The following is a 25781-nucleotide window of genomic DNA, read 5'->3' on the forward strand; positions in this document are numbered from 1 at the left end:
CACCGACGGGCACCCGCCCGCACCCGGCTGGCGCACCCGGCCGGTACGGCCGGATCACGCCTCGGGCGTACCGGGGGAGGGGCGGCTGTCATCGCTGTCCTCTTTCCTCCGCGCGGACCGGGCGGCCGGAGCCGGGCCCGGGGCAGCGGACCGCCTGACGTGCGCGGCGGTCGCGTCACCACTCGTCACGTCCAGTGAACTCCCCGTACGCGGGGGAGGGAAGGCGCGGGTGACCGAAAATGTGTGATCGGCAGGAACTCGTGCGCGGTTATGAGCAGTTGGCGCACTCCTGGGTCTGCCGGGAGGTGGGCCGGCGGATCACCCCGTGGCCGATTCGGTGAGGGACCGACGGAAACGGAGAAGGCGGGTCCGCGCACCCGGAACCGGTGCGCGGACCCGCCCGCCGTGCCCGTCAGTTGTAGCCGAAGCCCGCGGGGAGCGGGGACGGCTCGAACAGCCGGGCCGGGACGGCACCGGCGAGGGCCCGGTAGCCCGCCGGGTTCAGATGGAGGTGGTCGCCGACGTCCAGCGAGGGGCGCAGCGCGGCGGGGTGGAGCGGGTCGCGCACCGCCCGGTCGAAGTCGAGCACCGCGTCGAAACGGCCGCTGTCGCGTATCCAGGCGTTGACCGTCCGCCGGGCCGCCTCGTGGTGGCCGTCCGGATCGTCGTACCCGGTGTTGCCGCCGAAGGGCGTCAGGGTCGCCCCGTACACCCGGATGCCGAGGGCGTGGGCCCGGGTGATGATCTGGTCGTACGCGGTGATGACGGCCTCGGCCGTGCGCTTCCTGGCCGTCTCGGTGGCGTCCGCCGTGCCGATGTCGTTGACGCCCTCGAAGACGATCAGCCGGTCGGTCCCGCTCTGGGCCAGGACGTCGCGGTCGAGCCGGGCCAGCCCGTTGGGGCCCAGGCCGTCTTCGAGGAGCCGGTTGCCGCCGGCCGCCTGGTTGATGACCGAGGTCCGGGCCGTCAGCCGCTGCTGGAGCACGTCCGGCCAGCGGTCGTTGCCGTTGGTCGTCGAGCCCCGGCCGTCGGTCAGCGAGTCCCCGAGGACGGCCGTCGCCGATCTGGTGCCCCGGGACCAGACCTCGACCCCGCTGAGGAAGTACCAGTGGTCGGTGGTCGTTGCGGCGGGCAGGTCGCGGTCCCGCACGTGCTCGCCGCGCAGCAGGTACGAGGTGGTCCGGGAGCCGGGGTGCGAGGTGATGGCGGTGGACGCCTGGCCGGTCGCCAGATAGACGGTCGCCGTGAGATTGGAGCCGGGGGTGACCCGGAAGTCCAGCGGATCGGAGACGGCCTGCGCCCCGGCCGGCACGTCGATGGAGGAGGCGCCCCGGAAGGTCACCCGGTGCGAGGTCCCCGGCCGGATCGCCCCGGTCCCCGCCCTGCCGTCCAGCGGGAGTGCCACGGAGACCTCGGTGATCGGCAGCACCGCGCCGCCGAACGCGTTGGAGAACCGCAGCCGGATGTGGTCGCCGCCCGCCGAGACGTGGACGGTCTGCCGCAGGGTCGTGTCCGTGAGCACCGAGTCGTCGCCGGTGAAGGGGGCCGGGGGCATGTTGGACGGCTCCGTCAGCTGGGGCATCGACGTCCAGGTGCTGACCCAGTGCGCGCCCCTCTCCCGGGGGCCGGGGGCGCCGCCGGAGTGCGCGTCGCCGGCGCCGAGGGCCGGGGAGACGGCGGTGAGAGTCGCGCAGAGCGCCCCCGCGGTGATCAGGCTGAGGAGCGGCGTTCTTCGGTTCATGGCGGTGTTCCCTCTGCGTGGTGGGGTTCTCCATGCACACATGCGTGCCCCGGCCGGGCACGCGGCAGATTAGCGCCGCCGGAAGTTTCGGTCAACGGTTCGAAATGTTTCGAGCATCCGTCGGGTGGGAGTCCCCGAAACGCGAGTCGCCCGGCCGGGAAACCTCCCGGCCGGGCGACGACGTACTACGCGGGACCTACTGGGCGCCGAAGCGCGAGCGCCAGGCCTCCAGGTCCTCGTCCGTGATCTTGGCGAAGAGCACCGGCGGCACCGTGAACGCGGTCCCGGCAGGCACGGAGGCCAGGGCGCGGGCCTCGTCGGCGCTCACCCACGTCGCCGTGTCGTCCGTCAGGGCGAAGGCCTCGCGCATGGCCCGCGCGGACGACGGGATGAACGGCTCCGAGACGATCGCGTACAGGTGGATCAGGTTCATCGCCGTGCGCAGGGTGAGCGCGGCGCCCTCCTGGTCGGTCTTGATCTCCAGCCAGGGGGCCTTCTCCTCCAGGTAGGAGTTGCCCGCGCTCCACAGCGCACGCAGCGCCTGGGCCGCCTTGCGGAACTGGAGCGTCTCCATGTGGCCCTCGTGCTCCGCGAGCAGCCGCGCGATCTCCTCGCCCAGCTTCCGCTCGGCGTCCCCGGCCTCCTTGCCCGCCGGCACGGTGTCGCCGAACCGCTTGCGCGAGAAGGAGAGCACCCGGTTCACGAAGTTGCCGAGGGTGTCGGCGAGGTCCTTGTTCACCGAGGTGGCGAACAGCTCCCAGGTGAAGGACGTGTCGTCGGACTCCGGCGCCTGCGCCATCAGGAAGTAGCGCCAGTAGTCCGCCGGCAGCAGCTCCAGGGCCGTGTCGGAGAAGATGCCGCGCTGCTGCGACGTCGAGAACTTGCCGCCGTAGTAGTTCAGCCAGTTGAACGCCTTGACGTGGTCGACGCGCTTGACCGGCTCGCGGGTGCCGATCTGCATGGCCGGGAACATCACCGTGTGGAAAGGGACGTTGTCCTTGGCCATGAACTGCGTGTACCGGACGTCGGACGCCTCGTACCACCAGGACTTCCAGTCCCGGGTCTCCGGCTCCTGGTCCGCCCACTCCTTCGTCGCCCCGAGGTACTCGATGGGGGCGTCGAACCAGACGTAGAAGACCTTGCCCTCGGCCGCCAGCTCCGGCCAGGTGTCGGCCGGGACCGGCACGCCCCACTCCAGGTCACGGGTGATCGAGCGGTCGTGCAGGCCCTCGGTGAGCCACTTGCGGGCGATCGAGGAGGCCAGGTGCGGCCACTCGTCGCTGGTCTCGTCGATCCACGCCTCGACCTCGCCGGACAGCTTCGACTGGAGGAGGAACAGGTGCTTGGTCTCCCGGACCTCCAGCTCGCTGCTGCCGCTGATCGCGGAGCGCGGCTCGATCAGGTCGGTCGGGTCCAGCACCCGGGTGCAGTTCTCGCACTGGTCGCCGCGCGCCTTGTCGTACCCGCAGTGCGGGCACGTACCGACGATGTAGCGGTCCGGCAGGAAGCGGTCGTCGGCGATCGAGAAGACCTGGCGGATCGCCCGCTCCTCGATGAAGCCGTTCTCGTGGAGCTTGCGGGCGAAGTGCTGCGTGATGTCGCGGTTCTCGGCGGAGGAGCTGCGGCCGAAGTAGTCGAACGCGAGCCCGAAGCCGTCGTAGACCGCCTTCTGCGCGTCGTGCTGCTGCGCGCAGAACTCCGCCACCGGCAGGCCGGCCGCCTTCGCGGCCAGCTCCGCCGGGGTGCCGTGCTCGTCGGTGGCGCAGATGTACAGCGCCTCCTCGCCCCGCTGCCGCAAGTACCGCGTGTACACGTCCGCCGGGAGCATCGACCCGACCAGGTTCCCCAGGTGCTTGATCCCGTTGATGTAGGGAAGCGCGCTGGTGATCAGGTGTCGAGTCATCGTCGGATGCTCCCAGTTTCTAAGGTGCCGGTGCCTCTGTCGCAGGCCGTTTGCATCCTATCGAACGGGGGACACCCCCCTTTACCGGATTTCCGGCACCCTCAGCACTCGATGATGTTCACCGCGAGACCGCCGCGGGCCGTCTCCTTGTACTTGACGCTCATGTCCGCGCCGGTCTCCTTCATGGTCTTGATGACCTTGTCGAGGGAGACCTTGTGGCTGCCGTCGCCGCGCAGGGCCATCTTCGCCGCCGTGACCGCCTTCACCGCGGCCATGCCGTTGCGCTCGATGCACGGGATCTGGACGAGGCCGCCGACCGGGTCGCAGGTCAGGCCCAGGTTGTGCTCCATGCCGATCTCGGCCGCGTTCTCCACCTGCTCGGGGCTGCCGCCCAGAACCTCGGCGAGGGCGCCGGCGGCCATGGAGCAGGCGGAGCCGACCTCGCCCTGGCAGCCGACCTCGGCGCCGGAGATGGAGGCGTTCTCCTTGAACAGCATGCCGATGGCGCCGGCGGCCAGCAGGAAGCGGACGATGCCGTCCTCCTTCTCGGCCTCCGTGCAGCCGCCGGCGGCGAAGTTGATCCAGTAGTGCAGGACGGCGGGGATGATGCCCGCCGCGCCGTTGGTGGGGGCGGTGACGACACGGCCGCCCGCCGCGTTCTCCTCGTTGACCGCCATCGCGTAGAGGGTGATCCACTCCATGGCGTGGGCCTGGGGGTCGCCCTCCGCGCGCAGCTGGCGGGCGGTCTTCGCGGCGCGGCGGTGGACCTTGAGGCCGCCGGGCAGGATGCCCTCGCGGGACATGCCGCGCGAGACACACGCCTGCATGGCGCGCCAGATGTCGAGGAGGCCGGAGCGGATCTCGTCCTCGGTGCGCCAGGCGCGCTCGTTCTCCAGCATCAGCGAGGAGATCGACAGACCGGTCTCGCGGGCCAGGCGCAGCAGCTCGTCGCCGGTGCGGAAGGGGTGCTTCAGGACCGTGTCGTCGAGCACGATCCGGTCCTCGCCCACGGCGTCCTCGTCCACGACGAAGCCGCCGCCGACCGAGTAGTACGTCTTCTCCAGGAGCGGGGCGCCCTCGGCGTCGTACGCGAAGACGGTCATGCCGTTGGCGTGGTACGGGAGCGCCTTGCGGCGGTGCAGGACCAGCTGCTCGTCCGCGTCGAAGTCGATCTCGTGCATGCCGAGGAGGTTGATCCGGCCGGTGGAGCGGATCGCCTCGACGCGGTCGTCGGCCGTCTCGACGTCGACGGTGCGGGGGGACTCGCCCTCCAGGCCGAGCAGGACCGCCTTGGGGGTGCCGTGGCCGTGGCCGGTGGCGCCGAGGGAACCGTACAGCTCGGCCCTGACCGAGGCGGTGTGGGCGAGCAGGCCCTCGTTCTTCAGCCGGCGCGCGAACATACGGGCCGCGCGCATGGGGCCGACCGTATGGGAGCTGGACGGGCCGATGCCGATCGAGAACAGGTCGAAGACCGAGATGGCCACGGGTGACTCCTAAGGGTTGGTAGACGCCGTTGTCTGCCGGGTGGTGCGGTACGGGCGGGGGTGGGCCCGGAGAGCATGAGACAAAGCGGAGGACATGGGATGGGGCACCGCGCTCACTGTCCAGTGTGCGCGGTGCCCCTTCCGGAGACGCAAATGCGCCGGTCCGGCTACTTCAGGCCGGGGTACAGCGGGAACTTCTCGGCGAGCTTCGTGACCCGGGCCTTCAGGTCGTCCGCGTCGTAGGACGGCTTGAGGGCCGAGGCGATGATCTCGGCGACCTCGGTGAAGTCCTCGGCGCCGAAGCCGCGGGTGGCCAGGGCCGGGGTGCCGATGCGCAGGCCGGAGGTGACCATCGGCGGGCGCGGGTCGTTGGGGATGGCGTTCCGGTTGACCGTGATGCCCAGCTCGTGCAGCCGGTCCTCGGCCTGCTGGCCGTCCAGCTCGGAGTTGCGCAGGTCGACGAGGACCAGGTGCACGTCCGTACCGCCGGAGAGGACGGAGACGCCCACCTCGGTGACGTCCGGCTGCACCAGGCGCTCGGCCAGGATGCGCGCGCCGTCCAGGGTGCGCTGCTGGCGCTCCTTGAACTCCTCGCCCGCCGCGACCTTGAACGAGACCGCCTTGGCCGCGATCACGTGCTCCAGCGGGCCGCCCTGCTGGCCCGGGAAGACCGCCGAGTTGATCTTCTTGGCGAGTTCCTGGGTGGAGAGGATCACGCCGCCGCGCGGACCGCCGAGGGTCTTGTGCGTGGTGGTGGTGACGACGTGGGCGTGCGGCACCGGGTTGGGGTGCAGGCCCGCGGCGACCAGACCGGCGAAGTGCGCCATGTCGACCATCAGGTACGCGCCGACCTCGTCCGCGATGCGGCGGAAGGCGGCGAAGTCGAGCTGACGCGGGTACGCGGACCAGCCGGCGACGATCAGCTGCGGCTTGGACTCCTTGGCCAGGCGCTCGACCTCGGCCATGTCCACGACACCGGTGTCGTCGACGTGGTACGGGACCACGTTGTAGAGCTTGCCGGAGAAGTTGATCTTCATGCCGTGGGTCAGGTGACCGCCGTGGGCCAGGTTCAGGCCCATGATCGTGTCGCCCGGCTTCAGCAGCGCGAACATCGCGGCGGCGTTGGCCTGCGCACCGGAGTGCGGCTGGACGTTCGCGGCCTCGGCGCCGAAGAGCGCCTTGATGCGGTCGATCGCGATCTGCTCGACCACGTCGACGTGCTCGCAGCCGCCGTAGTAGCGGCGGCCGGGGTAGCCCTCGGCGTACTTGTTGGTCAGGACGGAGCCCTGCGCCTCCATGACGGCGACGGGAGCGAAGTTCTCCGAGGCGATCATTTCGAGCGTGGACTGCTGGCGCAGGAGCTCGGCGTCGACGGCGGCGGCGACATCCGGGTCCAGCTCATGGAGGGAGGAGTTGAGAAGCGACATCAGGTGGTCCCTTGGGGTCTTTAGTTGCCGGAGAACTCGGTGTACTCGTCGGCGGAGAGCAGGTCCTTCGGCTCCTCCGCGACGCGTACCTTGAACAGCCAGCCGCCTTCGAACGGAGCGGAGTTCACCAGCGACGGGTCGTCGACGACGTCCTGGTTGGAGGCGGTGACCTCGCCGGTCACCGGCGAGTACAGGTCGCTGACCGACTTGGTCGACTCCAGCTCGCCGCAGGTCTCGCCCGCGGTGACCGTGTCACCGACCTCGGGGAGCTGGGCGTAGACGACGTCACCGAGCGCGTTGGCCGCGTGCTCGGTGATGCCGACCGTGGCGACACCGTCCTCGGCGGCCGACAGCCACTCGTGCTCCTTGCTGTACCGCAGCTGCTGGGGGTTGCTCATGACCTGAATTCTCCTGTACGCGGGGGAGTGCTGATGAACGGTGGTCTTACGGTGTGAGACGGGAGTGCGTCACGTTGTGCGGGCGCCTTCGCACCCCACGGTGCTACTTCCGGCGCTTGTAGAAGGGGAGCGCCACAACCTCGTACGGCTCGTGGCTGCCCCGGATGTCGACGCCGACGCCCTCGGTGCCCGGCGCGGCGTGCGCCGCGTCGACGTACGCCATGGCGATCGGCTTCCCCAGCGTCGGGGAGGGCGCGCCGGAGGTGACCTCGCCGATGACCCGGCCGTCCGCCACGACCGGGAAGCCGGCGCGCGGCACCCGGCGGCCCTCGGCGACCAGGCCGACGAGCTTGCGGGGCGGGGCGGTCTCGGCGCGCTCCGCGGCGGCCTCCAGCGCCTTGCGGCCGACGAAGTCGCCGTCCTTCTCGAACTTCACTACCCGGCCGAGGCCGGCGTCGAACGGGGTCAGCGAGGTGGTCAGCTCGTGCCCGTACAGCGGCATGCCCGCCTCCAGGCGCAGCGTGTCGCGGCAGGAGAGGCCGCACGGGATCAGGCCGTGCGCGGCGCCCGCCTCGGTGAGTGCCTTCCACAGCTGCTCGGCGTGGCCGGGCGCGACGAACAGCTCGAAGCCGTCCTCGCCGGTGTAGCCGGTACGGGCGATCAGCGCGGGCACCCCGGCGACCGTGCCGGGCAACCCGGCGTAGTACTTCAGGCCGTCCAGGTCCGCGTCGGTCACGGCGGCGAGGATCGCCGGGGACTCGGGGCCCTGCACGGCGAGCAGCGCGTACGCGTCGCGGTCGTCGCGCACCTCGGCGTCGAAGCCGGCGGCGCGCTCCGTGATCGTGTCCAGGACCAGCTGGGCGTTGCCGGCGTTGGCGACGACCATGTACTCCGTGTCCTGGAGGCGGTAGACGATCAGGTCGTCCAGGATGCCGCCGTCCTCGGCGCAGATCATCGTGTAGCGGGCGCGGCCCGTGGAGACGGTGCCGATGTTGCCGACCAGCGCGTGGTTCAGCAGGTCCACGGCCTGGGGGCCGGTGACGGTGATCTCGCCCATGTGGGAGAGGTCGAACAGGCCGGCCTTCGTGCGGACGGCGTTGTGCTCGTCGCGCTCGCTGGCGTAGCGCAGCGGCATGTCCCAGCCCGCGAAGTCGGTCATGGTCGCGCCGAGCGATCGGTGCAGGGCATCGAGGGCGGTGAGACGGGGGGTGGTGCTCATGGACGGGGCTCCCAGGGCATGACGACGAGGACGATCCTCCCCATCTGTCATCGGAACCTGAGAGGTTCGCCGAGAGACCCCGCAGGGGTTCGGCTTGCACCTTGGGTGGAGTCGCCGGGCGACTCGCTTTTCAGATCTGCCTCATCCACGCGGTACGGGGCCTGAGAGATTCAAGGGAGGATCTTGCTCCTTCGGCGCCCGGCACGGTGGCCGGGACTCTCCCGCGCGGATTCAAGCGGCCTGTATGCAGTTGGCGGGGTCATCATCGCACGCATCGCGGGGGAGTGGGGCGCCGGGACCGATGCGGTTCCTCACGGGATTCCGGCGGGTCGGACGGTTGTGCCGCATTACCTTTTCTTTACACTTCGGGGGTAGGTACCCGTCCAGGCATGCGTCGGCCTTACGGCCAGGGGGAGGCGATGACGTTGCGCTACGCGGGACCCGTACCGGGCGCGCCGTCCGCACAGGGCGTGCTGCCCGCGCAGTCCGGCTCACCGCCCCGGCAGGCGGCCGGCGCCGGCCCGCCCCTCGTCCGGGATCTGCGCGGCCGGGCCGGACACGGCCCGCGCGTCCTGGGCTTCCCCGCCGGGGACGTCGTGGTGGTCTCCGGACTGCCCGGAAGCGGCAAGTCCACCCTGATCGCCCGCGCCGCACCGGCGCACGCGGTCGACTCCCAGGACACCCGGGACCGCTGGGCCCGCCGGATGCCCCGCTCCCTCCCCTACGTCCTGTACCGCCCGCTCGTCCGGCTCGCCCACTACTGGGGGCTGTGGCGGGTCCTGCGCTCGGACGCACCCGTCGTCGTCCACGACTGCGGCACCCAGACCTGGGTCCGCGCCCGGCTCGCCCGCCATGCCCGGCGGCGCGGCCGCGGCCTGCACCTCGTCCTGCTCGACGTCTCCGCCGAAACCGCGCGCGAGGGCCAGCGCGAGCGCGGCCGGGGCGTCTCCGCGTACGCCTTCGCCCGGCACCGCAGAGCCGTGGGGCGGCTGCTGCGCGACACCGAGGCGGGAGTGCTGCCGCGCGGCTGCGCCTCGGCGGTGCTGCTGGACCGCGAGGCGGCCGGCGCGCTCGCCCGGATCGCGTTCGCGAACGCACAGAGCGACGGCTGAGCGCGGACCGTCCAAAGGCCGGACAGTAGCCGGAGGCCGGGGGCAAGGGGTGGCGACGGCCGGCCGAGGCCTTAACCTCTTGCTGCACGGCACCGGGGCGAGAGGGAAGCAGTGGACATTCCGGCACAGGCCGGGAGCCAGCCGCAGGGCGGATGGCCGGCCAATGAACTCGAAGAGGTGCTCGGCGCCTCGCTCGGCATCCCGGAGGCGGGCGGCCGCCTGCTGGAGGTGCTCGGCCGCAGCCATGTCTGGGTGCCGCTGCCGGGCGGCGGCGGGCCCGACGCCCGGGACCTCGACCTGCCCACGCTGGAGATCGACGGCGGCGCGTACGTCCCCGTGTTCAGCTCGGAGCACCAGTTCCTCACCTGCGTGGGCACCCAGATGTCCTTCACGGTCGCCCCCGCCCGCGACTTCGCCCGCGGACTGCCCCCGCAGCTCGGCATCGCGGTGAACCCGGGCGGCGCCGTCGGCATGCCGCTGCCCCCGCCCGCCGTCGCCGAGCTGTCCCGGGCCGGGCGCACCCCGCTCGACGGCCCGGCCACCGGCGGCCGGGTCCGGCTGTACGAGCCGGACTGGAAGGAGGAGCCCGTCGACTTCCTGGCCGCCGCGGCCGGCGAGTTCGAGGACAGCGGCGTAGTCCTCACCGCCCGCAGGGCCCTGGCCAGCATCGAGGGCGGCGACCCCGTCCTCTTCGTCGGCGTCGAGTTCTCCACCTGGGACGGTGCCGGACAGAGCGCGCCCATGGACGCCCTGGGCCGGGCGCTCGGCCGCGTCCAGCTGCCCTGGCCGGTCAATCTGGTGCTGCTCGACGTGGCGCAGGACCCGGTCGCCGACTGGATGCGCGAGCGGGTGCGGCCCTTCTACACGCGCGCCGGGGCCCTGCCCACGTGACGGGGCGGGCCGTGGCGTCAAGCCGGTGACAGTACGGCCGCATAAGCTGGTTTGATGGCTGAAGGCCGACGCCCGGTGGCCGAAGGCGGGCGGCTCGGCACCGCGCCGTACCGAGTGCCCCGGGACGGCGGGCCGACACAGAGGATCTACGAGGGGCGGGACCCAGGGTGAGTGCGTCAGGCACCGCAGCGGCCGGTCAGGTCGAGCACATGCTGCGCCAGGTCGCCCCCGGGCGCTACGACGCGTTCGAGGCTCTGCTCCAGGCCCTGGCGGCCGGCCGGGTCTGGATGCTCCTGTGGCACGGCCGCCCCGGCGCCCCCGACGCCCAGTACGGCAACATGGAGGTCGACGGCCTCGGCTACGCCCCGTGCGTCACCTCCCCCCAGGAGCTGACCGCCAGCGGCTGGAACCGGGACCACGAGGTCGTCGCCGGCCTCGACATCGCCCGCGCCCTCTACCCCGATCGTTGGGGCCTCTGGCTCAACCCGCACGCCCCCGGCGGCGGCGTCGGCATCCCCTGGCTGGATCTGCGCCGCATCGCCACCGGCCTCGACCGGATGCCTGCCGGGCCGCTGCGCATCGGCGAGCCCGCCATCGAGATCCCGCAGTTCTACGCCCAGCTCGCGCAGAACGCCCACCACACCCCCGCGATCCGCTCGCTGCGCCGCGCCTGGGTGCAGCCCGCGCTCGGCGCCCCGTACCTCGCCGTCGGCCTCGACCTGTACGACACGAGCAGGCCGTCCGTCGACGCGGTGCGCGCGATGATGCGCCAGTCGGTCGGCGCCGTCCCCGACGGGCTGCCGGTCTCCACGGTCGCGATGTCCGACGAGTACGACCCGGTCGCGATGTGGCTGCGTGCCAACGCCCGGCCCTTCTACGACCGCGAGGCGCACGCCGCGCCCGGTTACGGCTACCCCCAGGCCGGCCCCGCCCCGCACGCCTACTGAGACGCGCGCCCGGCCCCGTACCGCTCCCTGCCATAGCCGGACAAGGCATGCCCCGGCCGGACAAGTCGTGCCGAAAGGCTGCCCAAATCACCACCGCATCAACCGGGTTGGGCGCCATGTCCGTTCTGGTGGATTAGCGGCCGAGTGGTCCGCTCATGCGGCCGGACTGTCCGGATAACGGAAGGCCACTGACCGCATCACGGTTGAGCAAACATTCCCCGTCAGGTCTGGCGGGTGATCACAGCCGCATTGAAGACTCCCCGCAGATGAGGATCGTCCGCCATTTGTACGGGGTTGCCCCGGCGGGCACCTCGCGGACGCTTTCGACGCGTCCACCGCACCAGAACGCCGGCCGCAACCGACCACCGCAGCCGGCACGCGCCAGGCCGTCACCGCGGCGAACAGGGCCGGTTACCGCCGGCGGGAGGGGTCGAAGGCACTGTGACCGCACCGATCGAGACCACCGGTTCGGCTGCCGAGGCGCAGCCGGAGGCTGTACTCACGGGGGCCAAGCAGAGCCAGATCGAGGGCCGTTCACTCGGCCGCATCGCCTGGACACGCTTCAAGCGCGACAAGGTCGCGGTGGCGGGCGGCATCGTTGTCATCCTGCTGGTCCTCCTCGCCGTGCTCTCCAAGCCGATCCAGGCCGTCTTCGGTCTGGACCCCAACGAGTTCCACCAGGACCTCATCGACCCCGCGCTGCTCGCGCCCAAGGGCGACTGGGGCGGCATCAGCTGGAGCCATCCGCTGGGTGTCGAGCCGCAGTACGGCCGCGACATCATGACCCGCATCATCGAGGGCTCCTGGGTCTCCATGGTCGTCGCCGTCGGCGCGACCCTGCTCTCCGTGGTGATCGGCGTCTTCTTCGGCGTTGTCTCCGGCTTCTACGGCGGCTGGGTGGACACCGTGATCAGCCGCATGATGGACACCTTCCTCGCCTTCCCGCTGCTGCTCTTCGCGATCTCCATCTCGGCGGCGCTGCAGGACGGGGCGTTCGGCCTGGAGGGACTGCCGCTGCGCATCGCGGTGCTCATCTTCGTGATCGGCTTCTTCAGCTGGCCGTACATGGGCCGCATCGTGCGCGCCCAGACGATGAGCCTGCGCAATCGCGAATTCGTCGAGGCCGCGCGGTCGTTGGGCGCCCGGGGACCCTTCATCCTCTTCCGGGAGCTGCTGCCGAACCTGGTGGCGCCCATCCTCGTCTACTCGACGCTGCTCATCCCCTCGAACATCCTCTTCGAGGCCGGGCTGAGCTACCTCGGTGTCGGCATCGCACCGCCGCAGGCCTCCTGGGGCGGGATGCTCACCAACGCGATCGACTTCTACCAGAACGACCCGATGTACATGATCGTGCCGGGCGTGGCCATCTTCGTCACGGTCCTGGCGTTCAACCTGCTGGGTGACGGGCTGCGTGATGCCCTCGACCCCCGTAGCAAGTAGGAGTCCGGGCGCTCGCCACCACGGCGGGCGGCAAGTCACGGCAACCATCGATTGAGGGGAATGTCCTCAGGTGAAGACCAGAAAAACGACAGCGGTGGTCGCCACAGCTGTGGTCCTGATGCTGGGAGCGTCCGCGTGCAACGGCTCCAAGGATGACAACGGGGGCGGCAAGGGCAGCGGCGGCGGCGCGGGTGCCACCGACGCCGCGCTGACGTCGATCGTCAACAAGTCGGACAAGAAGGGCGGCACCCTCAAGCTGGAGATGTCGGACGAGCCCGACTCGCTCGACCCCGGCAACACGTACTACGGCTGGGTGCAGAACTTCGCCCGCCTGTACGGCCGCACCCTGACGTCCTTCAAGCCGGCCGCCGGCAAGGAGGGCCTGGAGATCGTCCCGGACCTCGCGGAGGGCCTCGGCAAGCCGAGCGCCGACGCGAAGACCTGGACGTACACCCTGAAGAAGGGCCTCAAGTACGAGGACGGGTCCCCGATCACCTCGAAGGACATCAAGTACGCCGTCGAGCGCTCCAACTTCGCGCCCGAGGCCCTGTCCAACGGCCCGACGTACTTCAAGGCCCACCTCATCGGCGGCGACAAGTACAAGGGTCCGTACAAGGACAAGAACCCGAACGGCATCGCCTCCATCGAGACGCCGGACGACTCCACGATCGTCTTCAAGCTGAAGGACGCCTTCGCGGACTTCGACTACCTGGCGACCTTCTCGCAGACGGCCCCCGTGCCGGCCGCGAAGGACAAGGGCGCCGACTACGTCAAGAACATCGTGTCCTCGGGCCCGTACAAGTTCGAGTCGTACGAGGAGGGCCGCGGCGCGACCCTCGTCCGCAACGACAACTGGGACCCGAAGACCGACACGATCCGCCCGGCGCTGCCGGACAAGGTGACGGTCCGCTTCAAGGTGAAGCAGGAGACGGTCGACAACAACCTGATCGCCGACAACATCACCGTCGACGGTGCCGGCACCGGTGTCGCCCCGGCGACCCAGCCGAAGGTCCTCACCAAGCCGGACCTGAAGAAGCAGACCGACAACTCGTACGCGGGCGCCACCTCGTACATCGGTCTGAACGTCAACGTGAAGCCGTTCGACAACATCCACTGCCGCAAGGCCGTGCAGTGGGGTATCGACAAGGCGTCGGTCCAGGCCGCGCAGGGCGGTGACCCGAAGGGCGACGTCGCCACGACGCTGCTGCCCCCGACGGTCAACGGCTACTCGAAGTTCGACCTGTACGAGTCCGCCGGCCACAAGGGCGACGAGGCGAAGGCCAAGGACGAGCTGAAGCAGTGCGGCAAGCCGAACGGCTTCGACACCAAGATCTCGGCCCGCTCCGACCGCCCCGCCGAGATGGCCATGGTCACCGCGGTGCAGGCCTCGCTCAAGAAGATCGGCGTCAACGCCGAGATCAAGAGCTACCCGGCCGGCAAGTACTTCCAGAACTTCGCGGGCAACCCGAGCTACGTGCACTCCAACAAGCTCGGCATGATCATGAGCGCCTGGGGTGCCGACTGGCCGACCGGCTTCGGCTTCCTGGACCAGATCATCAACGGCTCGGCCATCAAGCCGTCCGGTGGTAACAACGTCCAGGAGCTGAACGACCCGAAGGTCAACAAGATGCTCAACGACGGCATCGCCAACACCGATGACGCCGCCCGTGCCAAGGCCTGGGGCGACATCGACAAGGCTGTCGCCGAAGGCGCCACCGCCGTGCCGCTGATCTACCGCAAGAACCTGCTGCTGCGCCCGGTCTCCGCGACGAACGTCACGGTCACCCAGGCATACCTCGGCATGTACGACTACGTGCTGATGGGCTCCGCCAAGTAGGAACGGCCCCGTCCCCGGGCCGCGCAGGCGGCCCGGGGACGGCCTCCGGACCCCCCAGAATTGTCCCGAAAGGCAGGTGAAGGCACGGTGTCGGACCGCTCGGGCCACCCCCGGCGAGCCGGTACCGGCGCCGGATAGCTGTGGCTGCGTACATCATCCGACGCGTCTTCGGCGCGGTACTGCTGCTGTTGATCGTCAGCGCAGTCACCTTCGCGATCTTCTTCCTCGTCCCCCGGCTGGCCGGGCAGACGATGGACCAACTGGCCGCCCAGTACGTGGGCAAGGACGCCAACCCGCAGTCCATCCTCGCGGTCAAGCAGAACCTCGGCCTCGACCAGCCGCTGTACGTCCAGTACTGGCACTTCATCAAGCAGCTGTTCGTCGGCGCCGACTTCCAGTTCGGCCCCGAGGCCACGCACTGCGGTGTGCCGTGCTTCGGCTACTCCTTCAAGCGGCACGTCGAGGTGTGGCCCGAGCTGACCGCGCGTATCCCGGTCACCTTCTCGCTGGCCATCGGCGCGGCCGTGATCTGGCTGATCAGCGGTGTGGCGATCGGCGTCGTCTCCGCCCTGAAGCGGGGCTCGATCCTCGACCGCTTCTTCATGGGCGTCGCGCTCGCGGGCGTCTCGCTGCCGATCTTCTTCACCGGCATGCTCGCCCTGGGTGTGTTCACCGTCCAATGGCCGGTGTGGGACGGCATCACCTACGTACCCTTCACCGACAGTCCGCTGGACTGGGCGTGGAACATGCTCATTCCCTGGTGTTCGCTCGCCTTCCTCTACTCCGCTCTCTACGCCCGCATCACCCGGGCCGGGATGCTGGAGACGATGGGGGAGGACTACATCCGTACGGCCCGTGCCAAGGGCGTGCGCGAGAGCCGCGTCATCGGCAAGCACGGGCTGCGGGCGGCGCTCACTCCCATCGTGACCATCTTCGGCATGGACTTCGGTCTGCTGGTCGGTGGCGCGGTGATCACCGAGACCGTGTTCTCGTTCCCCGGGCTGGGCCAGTACGCCATCAAGAGCGTCCAGGAGAACGACCTCCCGATCGTCATGGGCGTGACGCTTGTCGCCGCCTTCTTCATCGTTGTCTGCAATCTGCTGGTGGATCTGGTGTACGCCGCCATCGACCCCAGGGTGAGGCTCTCGTGACCGACGTTTCCAAGACCGGGACGACGGGCGGGCCGGCGGCCGGCCGGCGCGTCGGCGACGACGAGGCCTTCCTCTCCGTGAAGGACCTGCGCATCCACTTCCAGACCGACGACGGACTGGTCAAGTCGGTGGACGGCGTGAGCTTTGACGTGAAGCCCGGGAAGACGCTCGGCATCGTCGGCGAGTCCGGTTCCGGCAAGTCCGTCACCTCGCTCGGCATCCTGGGTCTGCACCGCACGGCCGCCAACGCCCGTATCTCCGGCGAGGTCTTGCTGGACGGCGAGGAACTGCTCAGCGCGTCCGACAACCGGGTGCGGGAGCTGCGCGGCCGCAAGATGGCCATGATCTTCCAGGACCCGCTGTCCGCGATGCACCCGTACTTCTCGGTCGGTTCGCAGATCGTGGAGGCCTACCGGGTCCACCACAAGGTCAGCAAGAAGACCGCCCGCACCCGGGCGGTCGAGATGCTCGACCGGGTGGGCATCCCCGAGCCGCACAAGCGGGTCGACTCCTACCCGCACGAGTTCTCCGGCGGTATGCGCCAGCGCGCGATGATCGCGATGGCGCTGGTCAACAACCCGGAACTGCTCATCGCCGACGAGCCGACCACCGCCCTGGACGTCACCGTCCAGGCGCAGATCCTGGACCTGATCCGGGACCTGCAGAAGGAGTTCGGCTCCGCCGTCATCATGATCACGCACGACCTGGGCGTCGTCGCCGAGATGGCCGACGACCTGCTGGTCATGTACGGCGGCCGGTGCGTCGAGCGCGGTCCGGCGGAGAAGATCTTCTACGAGCCCCAGCACCCGTACACCTGGGGCCTGCTCACCTCGATGCCGCGCATCGACCGTGAGGAGACCGAGCGGCTGATCCCCGTCAAGGGCCAGCCCCCGTCGCTGATCAACGTCCCGAGCGGCTGCGCCTTCAACCCGCGCTGCCCGTACGCGGACATCCCCAAGGACAACCTCACCCGCACCACGCGTCCCGAGCTGGAGCAGGTCGGCGCGGGTCACTTCTCCGCCTGCCACATGGCACCGGAGGAGCGGACCCGGATCTGGAACGACGAGATTGCGCCGAAGCTGTGAGCGAGGCGAGTGAGGTGAGCGACGTGAGCGAGAAGAAGGACGCCCCGGTGCTGGAGAAGGACGTCAGGATCCCGGCGCAGGCCACCGACTCGCGCGAGCCGCTGCTTCGGGTCGAGGGTCTTGTCAAGCACTTCCCGATCCGCAAGGGCCTGTTCCAGCGGCAGTCCGGCGCGGTCAAGGCCGTGGACGGCATCGACTTCGAGGTGTACCCGGGGGAGACCCTGGGCGTCGTCGGCGAGTCCGGCTGCGGCAAGTCGACGATGGGCCGGCTCATCACCCGGCTGATCGAACCGACCGGCGGCAAGGTCGAGTTCGAGGGCCGCGACATCACGCACCTGTCCATGGGACAGCTGCGCCCGATGCGCCGCGACGTCCAGATGATCTTCCAGGACCCGTACTCCTCGCTGAACCCGCGCCACACGATCGGCACCATCGTCAGCGCGCCGTTCCGGCTCCAGGGCGTCGAGCCCGAGGGCGGTCTGAAGAACCATGTGCAGGAGCTGCTGTCGCTGGTCGGGCTGAGCCCCGAGCACTACAACCGCTACCCGCACGAGTTCTCCGGCGGGCAGCGCCAGCGCATCGGCATCGCCCGCGCGCTGGCCCTGCGCCCGAAGCTGGTCGTCGCCGACGAGCCGGTCTCCGCGCTCGACGTGTCGATCCAGGCCCAGGTGGTCAACCTGCTCGACGACCTCCAGGACGAGCTGGGCCTCACCTACGTGATCATCGCGCACGACCTCTCCGTCATCCGGCACGTCTCGGACCGGATCGCGGTGATGTACCTGGGCAAGGTCGTGGAGCTGGCCGACCGCAAGTCCCTGTACTCGGCGCCGATGCACCCGTACACCAAGGCCCTGATGTCGGCGGTGCCGGTGCCGGACCCGCGCCGGCGGGGGGTCAAGAGCGAGCGCATCCTGCTCAAGGGCGACGTGCCCTCGCCGATCTCGCCGCCCTCCGGCTGCCGGTTCCACACCCGGTGCTGGAAGGCCACGGAGATCTGCAAGACGCAGGAGCCGCCCCTCGTCGCGCTCAAGACCGACCACCAGGTGGCCTGCCACCACCCGGAGAACGCGCCGGACCAGGTGCCGGGGGAGCAGATCCTGGCGGGCGCGCGGGAGGCGGTCGAGCTGGTGACGGTGAAGGTGGCGGAGCCGGAGGCCGTGAAGGCGGCGGAGCCGGAGCCGGAGGTCACGGAGCCTGCCGAGGCCCCGAAGGCTCCCGAGGCCGCCGACGCGCCGGAGCCTGCCGAGGCATCCGACGCCCCGGAATCGTCCACGGACAGCGCGAAGGAGTAGTACGGGCACAATTGCCCGGTGCTCAACGAACTGTTCACGCCCTCCGTCCAGCATGCGCTCGATATCGTCGGGATCTTCGTCTTCGCGATCTCGGGCGCCCTGCTCGCCGTACGCAAGAACTTCGATGTCTTCGGCATCGGGGTCCTCGCCGAGGTGACCGCGCTGGGCGGAGGGCTCTTCCGTGACCTGGTCATCGGCGCGGTGCCGCCGGCCGCCTTCACGGACCTGGGGTACTTCACGACCCCGCTGCTCGCCGCGGGGCTGGTCTTCTTCCTGCACCCGCACGTGGAGCGCATCCAGGCCGGGGTCAACGTCTTCGACGCCGCCGGGCTCGGCCTGTTCTGCGTCACCGGCACAGTGAAGGCGTACGACTACGGCCTCGGGCTCACCGCGTCGGCGGCGCTCGGGCTGGCGACCGCGGTCGGCGGCGGTGTGCTGCGGGACGTCCTGGCCAACGAGGTGCCGTCCCTGCTGCGCTGGGACCGGGACCTGTACGCGGTGCCCGCCATCGTCGGCGCCACCATGATCGTGCTCTGCATCCGCTTCGACGCGCTGAACGCCCTGACCAGCGGTGCGGCCGTGATCGCCGCATTCGTCCTGCGGCTCCTCGCGCTCCGTTTCCACTGGCGGGCCCCGCGCGCCTACAACCGGCGTTCGGCGCGGGCGGACGAGGGGTGACCGACTCCGTTCAACAAAAAGCTACCGCTCAGTAATACAATCGGTGTACGGTGCGTCCATGGCACAGGCAACCATCGGGGACAGCGAGTTCGACCGGGACACCGCGGTCACCCTGCGCGAAGAGGGCGTCTACGACGCGGAGCTCTCGGCGGGCTGGACGATCATCCACGCCGTCAACGGCGGCTACCTGCTGGCGATGCTCGGCCGGGCGCTCGGGGAGGCCCTGCCCCACGCCGACCCGTTCTCCGTCTCCGCGCACTACCTGACCGCCTCCGTGCCCGGTCCCGCGGTGATCCGCACCGAGACCGTCCGCACCGGCCGCACCCTCTCCACCGGACAGGCCTCGCTCTTCCAGTACGCCGAGGACGGCACCGAGGTCGAGCGCATCCGCGTCCTCGCCACCTACGGGGACCTGGACACGCTGAGCGACGACATCCGCACCTCGGCCAAGCCGCCGGCCATCCCGCCCCGCGAGCACTGCCTGGGCCCGAGCGACGGCCCGGCGCCGATCCCCGGCAGCTCCGCCATCACCGAGCGGCTGGACATCAAGCTGGACCCGGCGACCATCGGCTGGGCCATCGGGCAGCCTTCGGGCAAGGGCGAGATGCGCGGCTGGTTCGGGCTCGCCGACGGCCGCGACCCCGACCCGCTCTCCCTGCTGCTCACCGTGGACGCGCTGCCGCCCACCTCGTTCGAGCTGGGGCTCAAGGGCTGGACGCCGACCATCGAGCTGACCACCCACGTCCGCTGCCGCCCGGCCCCGGGCCCGCTCCGCGTCTCCATCACCACCCGCAACCTGGCGGGCGGCTTCCTGGAGGAGGACGCGGACGTCTGGGACAGCGCCGACCGCCTGGTCGCCCAGTCCCGCCAGCTGGCCCGCGCCCCGCGCAGCTGACACGGGACGTGTTTTCGGGCCGCGCCCGGACCCGTTCCCTTCCCTCGGGCTTTCCCTTCCTCAGGCGCCCTGTGCCGGCTCGTCGAGCCAGTGCAGGGCGCCGAGTGCGATCAGGCGAAGCCGGCGCCGGGCGACCCGGGCCACCTGCTCGTCGCCCGCCGGGCCCGCGTCGAGCAGCGCCGACGCGGTGATCACCATGTGGTCCACATAGAGACCGCCCAGCATCAACAGGTCCTCCTCGGCCCAGCCCTGGGACTCCGGCTCCGCCGCGAGCGCCGCCGCCACCTCCTCGGCGAACCGGTGGAGCTGGGCCGCTATGGCCTCGCGAACGGGGCCGACCCCGCCGTGCTGTTCGCGGGCGATGAAGCGGAAGTGGGCGGGCTGCTCCCGTACATGACGCGTGATCAGGTCCACGCTGCGGTCCAGCCGGACCTCGCTGTCGCCCGTCTCGGCGAGTATCGCGCCGATCATGCCGTGCAGGCTGCCCAGGGTCTGTTCGACCAGAGCCACCCCGAGCGCGGGGACGCTCTCGAAGTGCCGGTAGAAGGCCGTGGGCGTGACACCGACCGCCCGGGTCACCTCGCGCAGGCCCAGGCTGCTCAGGCTCTGGTGCTCCAGCAGCCCGAGGGCGGCGTCCAGCAGCGCCTGGCGCGTGCGCAGCTTCTGGTTCTGGCGGATGCCGACGGTGTGACTCATGCCATTCAGTAAACAACTGTTCTCCGGGGCGGGGAAGGGTCGTGCAGGTTTAGACTCAAGAGTCAGTGAACACTCGTACTCTGAATGCTCCGCCCGAGAAGTCCGTCCGCACGGAAAGGCCGAACATGATCGTCCTCGTCGCCGCCCTGCTCCTGCTGGGGATCGTGCTGGGAGCGGTGGCCCAGATCCCTCTTCCGCTGACGCTCGTCCTCGGCGCCCTCATCGGCTGCTGGCTGCTCGTCTTCGCCGTACGCGAGCGCACCCGCCGCTCGCACTGACCCCGCCGCCCGCCGCCCACCGCAACCTCGCACCCGAAGGAGTCCGCACCATGAGCCACACCGTGTACGCCCGCCGCACCGCTTCCGAGGCCGCTCACGAGCACGGGGCGGCGCCCGGGGCCGGGACCGGCCACGAACAGGGAACGGACCGCGAGTCCGAGACGGCGGCGGAGACCGGGACCGCCCCCGAGCGCGAATCCGTGCACGGGACCGGGGCCGCTCGGCAGCCGGTGGCCGCCGGCCGCCGGGACGCCGACGGTCTCGCCGTCGCCTCCTTCGTGCTGGGCCTGGTCGGGCTGCTGGTGATGAACATCCTGCTCGGCCCGGCGGCCATCGTGATGGCGCTCATCGCCCTGGCCCGGTCCACCAACCGGCGCGGCCGTGCCTTCCTCGGCCTCGCGCTCGGCGTCGCCGACCTGGTGATCCTCGCCTTCCTGGTCACCGGAAACGGCACCGTCGCCTGGAGCTTCACGGGCTGACCGGCCCCGCCAGGCGCGGTGCGCGGTCCACGGGACCCCATGCGCCCGGCGTACGCCCCGTCGCGGCCTCGTAGAATCGAGCCCACCATGGCTTACCTCGACCACGCCGCGACCACGCCGATGCTTCCCGAGGCGATCGCGGCGATGACCGCGCAGCTCGCCGTCACCGGCAACGCGTCCTCACTCCACGCCGCCGGGCGCCGGGCCCGCCGTACCGTCGAGGAGTCCCGGGAATCCCTCGCCGACGCCCTCGGCGCACGCCCCAGCGAGGTGGTCTTCACCTCCGGCGGCACCGAGTCGGACAACCTCGCGGTGAAGGGTCTGTACTGGGCCCGCCGCGACGCCGACCCCCGCCGCACCCGGGTCCTGGCCAGCCCCGTCGAGCACCACGCGGTGCTCGACGCCGTCGACTGGCTCGCCACCCACGAGGGCGCGACCGTCGAATACCTCCCCGTCGACCGGTACGGGCGCGTCCACCCCGAGGCGCTGCGCGAGGCCGTCCTGCGCGACCCCGACGACGTCGCGCTGATCACCGTGATGTGGGCCAACAACGAGATCGGCACCATCCTGCCGGTCCGCGAACTGGCCGAGGTGGCCCGTGAGTTCGGGGTCCCCATGCACGCCGACGCGGTCCAGGCGTTCGGACAGCTCGATGTGGACTTCGCCGCGTCCGGGCTGGCCGCGATGACCGTCAGCGCGCACAAGATCGGCGGCCCCACCGGCGTCGGCGCGCTGCTGCTCGGCCGCGAGTACACCCCGGTGCCCGTGCTGCACGGCGGCGGGCAGGAGCGCCACGTCCGCTCCGGCACCCTGGACGTGCCGGGCGTCGCCTCGTTCGCCGTCGCCGGACGGCTCGCCGCCGACCGGCGCGAGGACTTCGCCCGGGAGACCGGCGCCCTGCGCGACCGGCTGGCCGATGCCGTCCTGGCCCAGGTCCCCGACGCGATCCTGGGCGGCGACCCGGCTCCGGGCGGGCGGCTGCCGAACAACGCGCACTTCACCTTCCCCGGCTGCGAGGGCGACTCCCTCCTGCTGCTGCTGGACGCCCAGGGCATCGAGTGCTCCACCGGCTCCGCCTGCACGGCCGGGATCGCCCAGCCCAGCCACGTCCTGCTCGCCACGGGCACCGACCCCGACCTGGCCCGGGGCACCCTGCGCTTCTCGCTCGGCCACACCTCCACCGAGCAGGACGTCGAGGACGTGGCCCGCGCGATCGGCCCGGCGGTGGAGCGGGCGAGGTCGGCGGGGCTCAGCTAGGGCGGGCCCTGGGCCGTGCTGTGCTTTCCGGCTGTCACCGCGCGCCGGACCAGCTCCATGTAGCGGTCCCAGTCCCAGCCGCGCCCCGGGTCCGTGTGGTCGGCGCCCGGCACCTCCACATGCCCGATGATGTGCTCCCGGTCCACCGGTATCCCGTACCGCCCGCATATCGCCGCGGTGAGCTTCGCCGACGCCCCGTACATCGCGGCGGTGAAGTCCTGCGGGCGCTCCACGAAGCCCTCGTGCTCGATGCCCACGCTGCGTTCGTTGTACGAGCGGTTGCCCGCGTGGAACGCCACGTCCAGCTCGCGGATCATCTGCGTCACATGCCCGTCCTTGCGCACCACGTAGTGGGCCGCCGCCTGGTGCCCGGGGTCCTGGAAGGCGCGGACCGCGCTGCTGAAGCTGCCCTGGGTGACATGGATGACCACCCGGTCGATCCCGTAGTCGTCGGGGCGGTCCGCCCGCCGCCAGTTCGCATCCGCCGCCGCCACCCAGCGGGCACGCGCGTAGTCCACCGCGCCCGGTGTGCGCGGCTTCTCCACGCCCGGCAGCCGCCACCAGGCGCGCTTCAGTCGGTCCCGCGCCAGCGCCGCCGTCCCCACGGCCGTGACGGCGCCGCCGATCAGCACCGAACGCCGGCTGATCCCCGTCCCGGTGCCCGCCCCGTCCGTCCCCTTGGTCCCCATGAGACGGACAACGCTTATCCGCGAGCTTTCGGTTCCCGCCCCCACGTACCCTGGTGGAGCTATGACTGAGACTCCCCAGCGCCCCCTCCGTGTGCTCGCCGCCATGTCGGGCGGCGTCGACTCCGCCGTCGCCGCGGCCCGCGCCGCCGAGGCGGGCCACGACGTGACCGGTGTGCACCTCGCCCTCTCCGCGAACCCGCAGTCCTTCCGGACCGGCGCCCGGGGCTGTTGCACCATCGAGGACTCCCGTGACGCCCGCCGCGCCGCGGACGTCATCGGCATCCCCTTCTACGTCTGGGACCTGGCCGAACGCTTCCGCGAGGACGTCGTGGAGGACTTCGTCGCCGAGTACGAGGCGGGGCGCACACCCAACCCGTGCCTGCGCTGCAACGAGAAGATCAAGTTCGCCGCGCTGCTCGACAAGGCCCTCGCGCTCGGCTTCGACGCGGTGTGCACCGGCCACTACGCCACGGTGGTCACCGGCGCGGACGGCAACCGCGAGCTGCACCGCGCCTCCGACATGGCCAAGGACCAGAGCTATGTGCTCGGCGTCCTGGACGAGCGCCAGCTCGCCCACGCGATGTTCCCGCTCGGCGACACCCTCACCACCAAGGACGAGATCCGCGCCGAGGCGGAGCGCCGGGGCCTCGCGGTCGCCAAGAAGCCCGACAGCCACGACATCTGCTTCATCGCCGACGGCGACACCCAGGGCTTCCTGGCGAACCGCCTCGGCGGCCCGGCCGAGGGCGACATCCTGGACGAGTCCGGGGCGAAGCTCGGCACCCACGAGGGCGCCTTCGGCTTCACCATCGGCCAGCGCAAGGGCCTGCGCATCGGCCACCCCGCGCCCGACGGCAAGCCGCGCTACGTCCTGGACATCTCCCCGGTGAACAACACGGTGACCGTCGGCCCCGCCGAGGCCCTGGACGTCACCGCGCTCACCGCGATCAAGCCCCGCTGGTGCGGAACGCCTCCGGCCGGCCCGGGGACGTACACCGCGCAGCTGCGCGCCCACGGCGGCGAGACCGAGGTGACCGCCGAGCTGACCGACGGCGCCCTGCACGTCACGTTCACCGAGCCGGTCCGGGGCGTGGCCCCCGGCCAGGCGGTCGTCCTGTACGACGGCACCCGCGTGGTCGGCTCAGCGACGATCGCGACGACGGTACGCCGGGAGCGCGCGGCAACGGGCTGAGCCCCGTACGCACTAAGAAGCCCCGCGCGGCAACGCCCGACCCCAGTACGGGCGTGGCCGCGCGGGGCGTTTTCGGCCCCCGGCCCGCCCGGCGCCCGTCAGGACGCCCGGCGGGCGTACACGTCGCGGCCGAAGAACTCCGCCAGCACCGGGGCGAGAACCTGCGGGGCCGGCTCGCGGGTCTGGCCCGTCAGGGTGCGGTGGCGGCCTCGGGGCAGCGCGTCCGCCAGCTGCCTGGTCGCCGACCGTGCGGTGGCCGAGCTGAAGCCGCCGCAGACCACCAGGGTCCGGGCCGTGACCGAGGCGAACCGGCCGACCGGTACCGAGCCGTCACCCAGCAGCGCGTCGTCGTACGCCAGTGTGTGCGCCACGGACTCAAGGGTCCGCCACAGCGGCGCCCGCCGCATCCTGGCGACCGTGGAGGCCGGGACCCCGGTGACGGTCAGGAACAGCTCCACCGCCCCGCCCCGGTCCCCGGCGGCCAGCAGCCGGTGCAGCCGGGCCGTGCAGTCGGCCTTGAACAGCAGCCCGGCCGGCCCCGGCGTGTACGTCGGCTCGTACACCGCGAGCCGGTCCGCCGGCAGCCCGGCCGCCTGCGCCTCCAGGGCCAGCGCCCCGCCCGCCCCGACGCCGAACACCGAGGGCCGGCCGCCCGTCACTGCGGCCAGCGCCGCCAGGTCGTCGATCTCGCGCTCCACCGCGTACCGCGTGGCGTCCCCGCTGGCGCCCCGGCCGCGCCGGTCGTACGTGACGACCTCGAAGCGCGACGCGAGCAGGCGGGCGAGCGGCTCCTCGGCCTCCGCCGTGCTCAGGGCCCCGCCGACCAGGACGACCGGCGGGCCCTCGCCCCGGCGCCGGTACGCGATCGAGATGCCGTCGCTGGAGAGAATCGTGTCCATGCGAGGGTGGACCGCCGGGCCGCCACGAACTCATCGGCGCCCGCGGAAAATCTTCCTGACGGTTGGTCAGCGCGCGATCGGCTCCGTACGCACGTCCTCGGCCGGCAGCCAGGCGCCGCCGAGCCCCCAGCAGCGAGGGCGCGGCACAGCCGCTCCGGGCACCGGATTCTTCCCCGGCCGCGGGCTCGCGAGGGGCGGGTCGTACCGTGGCAGCCATGAACATCTGCGTCTTCCTCTCCGCCGCCGACCTCGACGACCGCTACACCGTGCCCGCCCGCGAATTCGCCGAGCTGCTGGGGCGCGGCGGGCACACCCTGGTCTGGGGCGGCTCGGAGAGCGGCCTGATGAAGGTCGTCGCCGACGGCGTCCAGGAGGCGGGCGGAAAGCTGGTCGGCGTCTCGGTGGACTTCCTCGCCGCCAAGGCGCGGACCAATGCCGACGAGATGGTGATCGCCCGCGACCTCGCCGAGCGCAAGGCGCTCCTCCTCGCGAAGTCCGACGCGGTCGTGATCATGGTCGGCGGCACCGGGACGCTCGACGAGGCCACCGAGATCCTGGAGCTGAAGAAGCACGGCAAGCACACCAAGCCGGTTGTCCTGCTCAACACCGCCGGCTTCTACGACGGCCTGCACGAGCAGTTCCGGCGCATGGAGGACGAGGGCTTCCTGCCGCTCCCACTGACCGAGCTGGTCTTCTTCGCCGAGGACGGCGTCGGCGCCCTGGCCTACCTGGAGGAGTGGGCCGGCCTGCAGTGACGTGACGTACGGGGGCCCGGGGGCGGGTGCGACGAT

Annotated in this window: 24 protein-coding genes and 1 riboswitch; of the genes, 15 read left to right on the forward strand and 9 right to left on the reverse strand. The window is 71.1% G+C overall.

Annotation, left to right across the window (positions count from 1 at the left end; genetic code table 11):
• Positions 1 to 412: 412 nt before the first annotated feature.
• From EAO73_RS09735 to gcvT, 6 genes are all read right to left on the reverse strand, one after another.
• Positions 413 to 1741 carry an SGNH/GDSL hydrolase family protein gene (locus tag EAO73_RS09735; protein WP_147970977.1) on the reverse strand — a complete coding sequence of 443 codons (1329 nt, stop codon included), beginning with the start codon at positions 1739 to 1741 and terminating at the stop codon, positions 413 to 415.
• Between the two features lie 196 nt (positions 1742 to 1937).
• Positions 1938 to 3644 (reverse strand): methionine--tRNA ligase, encoded by a 1707-nt coding sequence (gene metG / locus EAO73_RS09740; RefSeq protein WP_147970978.1) that lies wholly within the window; start codon positions 3642 to 3644, stop codon positions 1938 to 1940.
• Positions 3645 to 3745: 101 nt separating this feature from the next.
• Positions 3746 to 5128: an L-serine ammonia-lyase gene (locus EAO73_RS09745; RefSeq protein ID WP_147970979.1), complete on the reverse strand. Its 1383-nt coding sequence runs from the start codon at positions 5126 to 5128 to the stop codon at positions 3746 to 3748.
• A 167-nt stretch (positions 5129 to 5295) separates the two neighbouring features.
• Positions 5296 to 6555 (reverse strand): serine hydroxymethyltransferase, encoded by a 1260-nt coding sequence (gene glyA, locus EAO73_RS09750; RefSeq protein WP_147970980.1) that lies wholly within the window; start codon positions 6553 to 6555, stop codon positions 5296 to 5298.
• Positions 6556 to 6575: 20 nt separating this feature from the next.
• Positions 6576 to 6953 (reverse strand): glycine cleavage system protein GcvH, encoded by a 378-nt coding sequence (gcvH, locus tag EAO73_RS09755; protein ID WP_147970981.1) that lies wholly within the window; start codon positions 6951 to 6953, stop codon positions 6576 to 6578.
• Positions 6954 to 7056: 103 nt separating this feature from the next.
• Complete coding sequence (gene gcvT, locus EAO73_RS09760) at positions 7057 to 8172, reverse strand: glycine cleavage system aminomethyltransferase GcvT (protein WP_147970982.1); 1116 nt, start codon at positions 8170 to 8172, stop codon at positions 7057 to 7059.
• Positions 8173 to 8312: 140 nt separating this feature from the next.
• Positions 8313 to 8406, reverse strand: a riboswitch (glycine riboswitch).
• A 185-nt stretch (positions 8407 to 8591) separates the two neighbouring features.
• Here gcvT and EAO73_RS09765 point away from each other — a divergent pair.
• The 10 genes from EAO73_RS09765 to EAO73_RS09810 all read left to right on the forward strand — a co-directional run bounded on the left by EAO73_RS09765 (position 8592) and on the right by EAO73_RS09810 (position 19500).
• Positions 8592 to 9284 (forward strand): AAA family ATPase, encoded by a 693-nt coding sequence (locus EAO73_RS09765; RefSeq protein WP_147971491.1) that lies wholly within the window; start codon positions 8592 to 8594, stop codon positions 9282 to 9284.
• Between the two features lie 111 nt (positions 9285 to 9395).
• Entirely contained in the window at positions 9396 to 10175 is a 780-nt protein-coding gene (locus tag EAO73_RS09770; protein ID WP_147970983.1) for an enhanced serine sensitivity protein SseB, read from the forward strand.
• Between the two features lie 167 nt (positions 10176 to 10342).
• Complete coding sequence (locus EAO73_RS09775) at positions 10343 to 11122, forward strand: enhanced serine sensitivity protein SseB C-terminal domain-containing protein (RefSeq protein ID WP_147970984.1); 780 nt, start codon at positions 10343 to 10345, stop codon at positions 11120 to 11122.
• Between the two features lie 441 nt (positions 11123 to 11563).
• Entirely contained in the window at positions 11564 to 12562 is a 999-nt protein-coding gene (locus EAO73_RS09780) for an ABC transporter permease (RefSeq protein ID WP_147970985.1), read from the forward strand.
• A 118-nt stretch (positions 12563 to 12680) separates the two neighbouring features.
• Positions 12681 to 14399, forward strand: a complete 1719-nt coding sequence (locus tag EAO73_RS09785) for an ABC transporter substrate-binding protein (protein WP_318153260.1) — start codon at positions 12681 to 12683, stop codon at positions 14397 to 14399.
• A gap of 140 nt (positions 14400 to 14539) precedes the next feature.
• On the forward strand, positions 14540 to 15550 hold the full coding sequence (locus tag EAO73_RS09790) for an ABC transporter permease (protein WP_147970987.1): 1011 nt from the start codon (positions 14540 to 14542) through the stop codon (positions 15548 to 15550).
• Complete coding sequence (locus tag EAO73_RS09795) at positions 15547 to 16635, forward strand: ABC transporter ATP-binding protein (protein ID WP_147970988.1); 1089 nt, start codon at positions 15547 to 15549, stop codon at positions 16633 to 16635. The genes EAO73_RS09790 and EAO73_RS09795 overlap by 4 nt, the downstream gene beginning before the upstream one ends.
• Positions 16636 to 16658: 23 nt before the next feature.
• Positions 16659 to 17927, forward strand: a complete 1269-nt coding sequence (locus EAO73_RS09800; RefSeq protein WP_412074573.1) for an ABC transporter ATP-binding protein — start codon at positions 16659 to 16661, stop codon at positions 17925 to 17927.
• Positions 17928 to 17945: 18 nt separating this feature from the next.
• Complete coding sequence (locus EAO73_RS09805; RefSeq protein ID WP_147970989.1) at positions 17946 to 18605, forward strand: trimeric intracellular cation channel family protein; 660 nt, start codon at positions 17946 to 17948, stop codon at positions 18603 to 18605.
• Positions 18606 to 18663: 58 nt separating this feature from the next.
• Positions 18664 to 19500, forward strand: coding sequence for a thioesterase family protein (locus tag EAO73_RS09810; protein ID WP_147970990.1), 837 nt, complete (start codon positions 18664 to 18666; stop codon positions 19498 to 19500).
• 60 nt (positions 19501 to 19560) lie between these two features.
• Here EAO73_RS09810 and EAO73_RS09815 read toward each other — a convergent pair whose 3' ends face one another.
• Positions 19561 to 20196: a TetR family transcriptional regulator gene (locus EAO73_RS09815; RefSeq protein ID WP_147970991.1), complete on the reverse strand. Its 636-nt coding sequence runs from the start codon at positions 20194 to 20196 to the stop codon at positions 19561 to 19563.
• A 65-nt stretch (positions 20197 to 20261) separates the two neighbouring features.
• Between EAO73_RS09815 and EAO73_RS09820 the strand changes: the two genes are divergently transcribed.
• From EAO73_RS09820 to EAO73_RS09830, 3 genes are all read left to right on the forward strand, one after another.
• On the forward strand, positions 20262 to 20474 hold the full coding sequence (locus EAO73_RS09820; RefSeq protein WP_147970992.1) for a hypothetical protein: 213 nt from the start codon (positions 20262 to 20264) through the stop codon (positions 20472 to 20474).
• 50 nt (positions 20475 to 20524) lie between these two features.
• Positions 20525 to 20953, forward strand: coding sequence for a DUF4190 domain-containing protein (locus tag EAO73_RS09825; protein WP_147970993.1), 429 nt, complete (start codon positions 20525 to 20527; stop codon positions 20951 to 20953).
• A gap of 87 nt (positions 20954 to 21040) precedes the next feature.
• On the forward strand, positions 21041 to 22210 hold the full coding sequence (locus tag EAO73_RS09830; protein ID WP_147970994.1) for a cysteine desulfurase family protein: 1170 nt from the start codon (positions 21041 to 21043) through the stop codon (positions 22208 to 22210).
• Here EAO73_RS09830 and EAO73_RS09835 read toward each other — a convergent pair.
• The gene (locus EAO73_RS09835) at positions 22207 to 22899 is read right to left on the reverse strand and encodes an N-acetylmuramoyl-L-alanine amidase (RefSeq protein ID WP_147970995.1); all 693 of its coding nucleotides are present in this window, start codon (positions 22897 to 22899) and stop codon (positions 22207 to 22209) included. The two genes, EAO73_RS09830 and EAO73_RS09835, sit on opposite strands and share 4 nt — an antisense overlap.
• A gap of 61 nt (positions 22900 to 22960) precedes the next feature.
• Here EAO73_RS09835 and mnmA point away from each other — a divergent pair, with 61 nt between their 5' ends.
• Entirely contained in the window at positions 22961 to 24091 is a 1131-nt protein-coding gene (gene mnmA / locus EAO73_RS09840; RefSeq protein WP_147970996.1) for a tRNA 2-thiouridine(34) synthase MnmA, read from the forward strand.
• Positions 24092 to 24189: 98 nt separating this feature from the next.
• Here the strand turns inward: mnmA and EAO73_RS09845 are convergent, their stop codons facing one another.
• Positions 24190 to 24990: an alpha/beta fold hydrolase gene (locus EAO73_RS09845; protein WP_147970997.1), complete on the reverse strand. Its 801-nt coding sequence runs from the start codon at positions 24988 to 24990 to the stop codon at positions 24190 to 24192.
• A 215-nt stretch (positions 24991 to 25205) separates the two neighbouring features.
• Here EAO73_RS09845 and EAO73_RS09850 point away from each other — a divergent pair, with 215 nt between their 5' ends.
• Positions 25206 to 25745 carry a TIGR00730 family Rossman fold protein gene (locus tag EAO73_RS09850; RefSeq protein WP_147970998.1) on the forward strand — a complete coding sequence of 180 codons (540 nt, stop codon included), beginning with the start codon at positions 25206 to 25208 and terminating at the stop codon, positions 25743 to 25745.
• Positions 25746 to 25781 lie beyond the last annotated feature (36 nt).

The organism is Streptomyces sp. col6, from assembly GCF_008042035.1.
GTDB lineage: Bacteria > Actinomycetota > Actinomycetes > Streptomycetales > Streptomycetaceae > Streptomyces.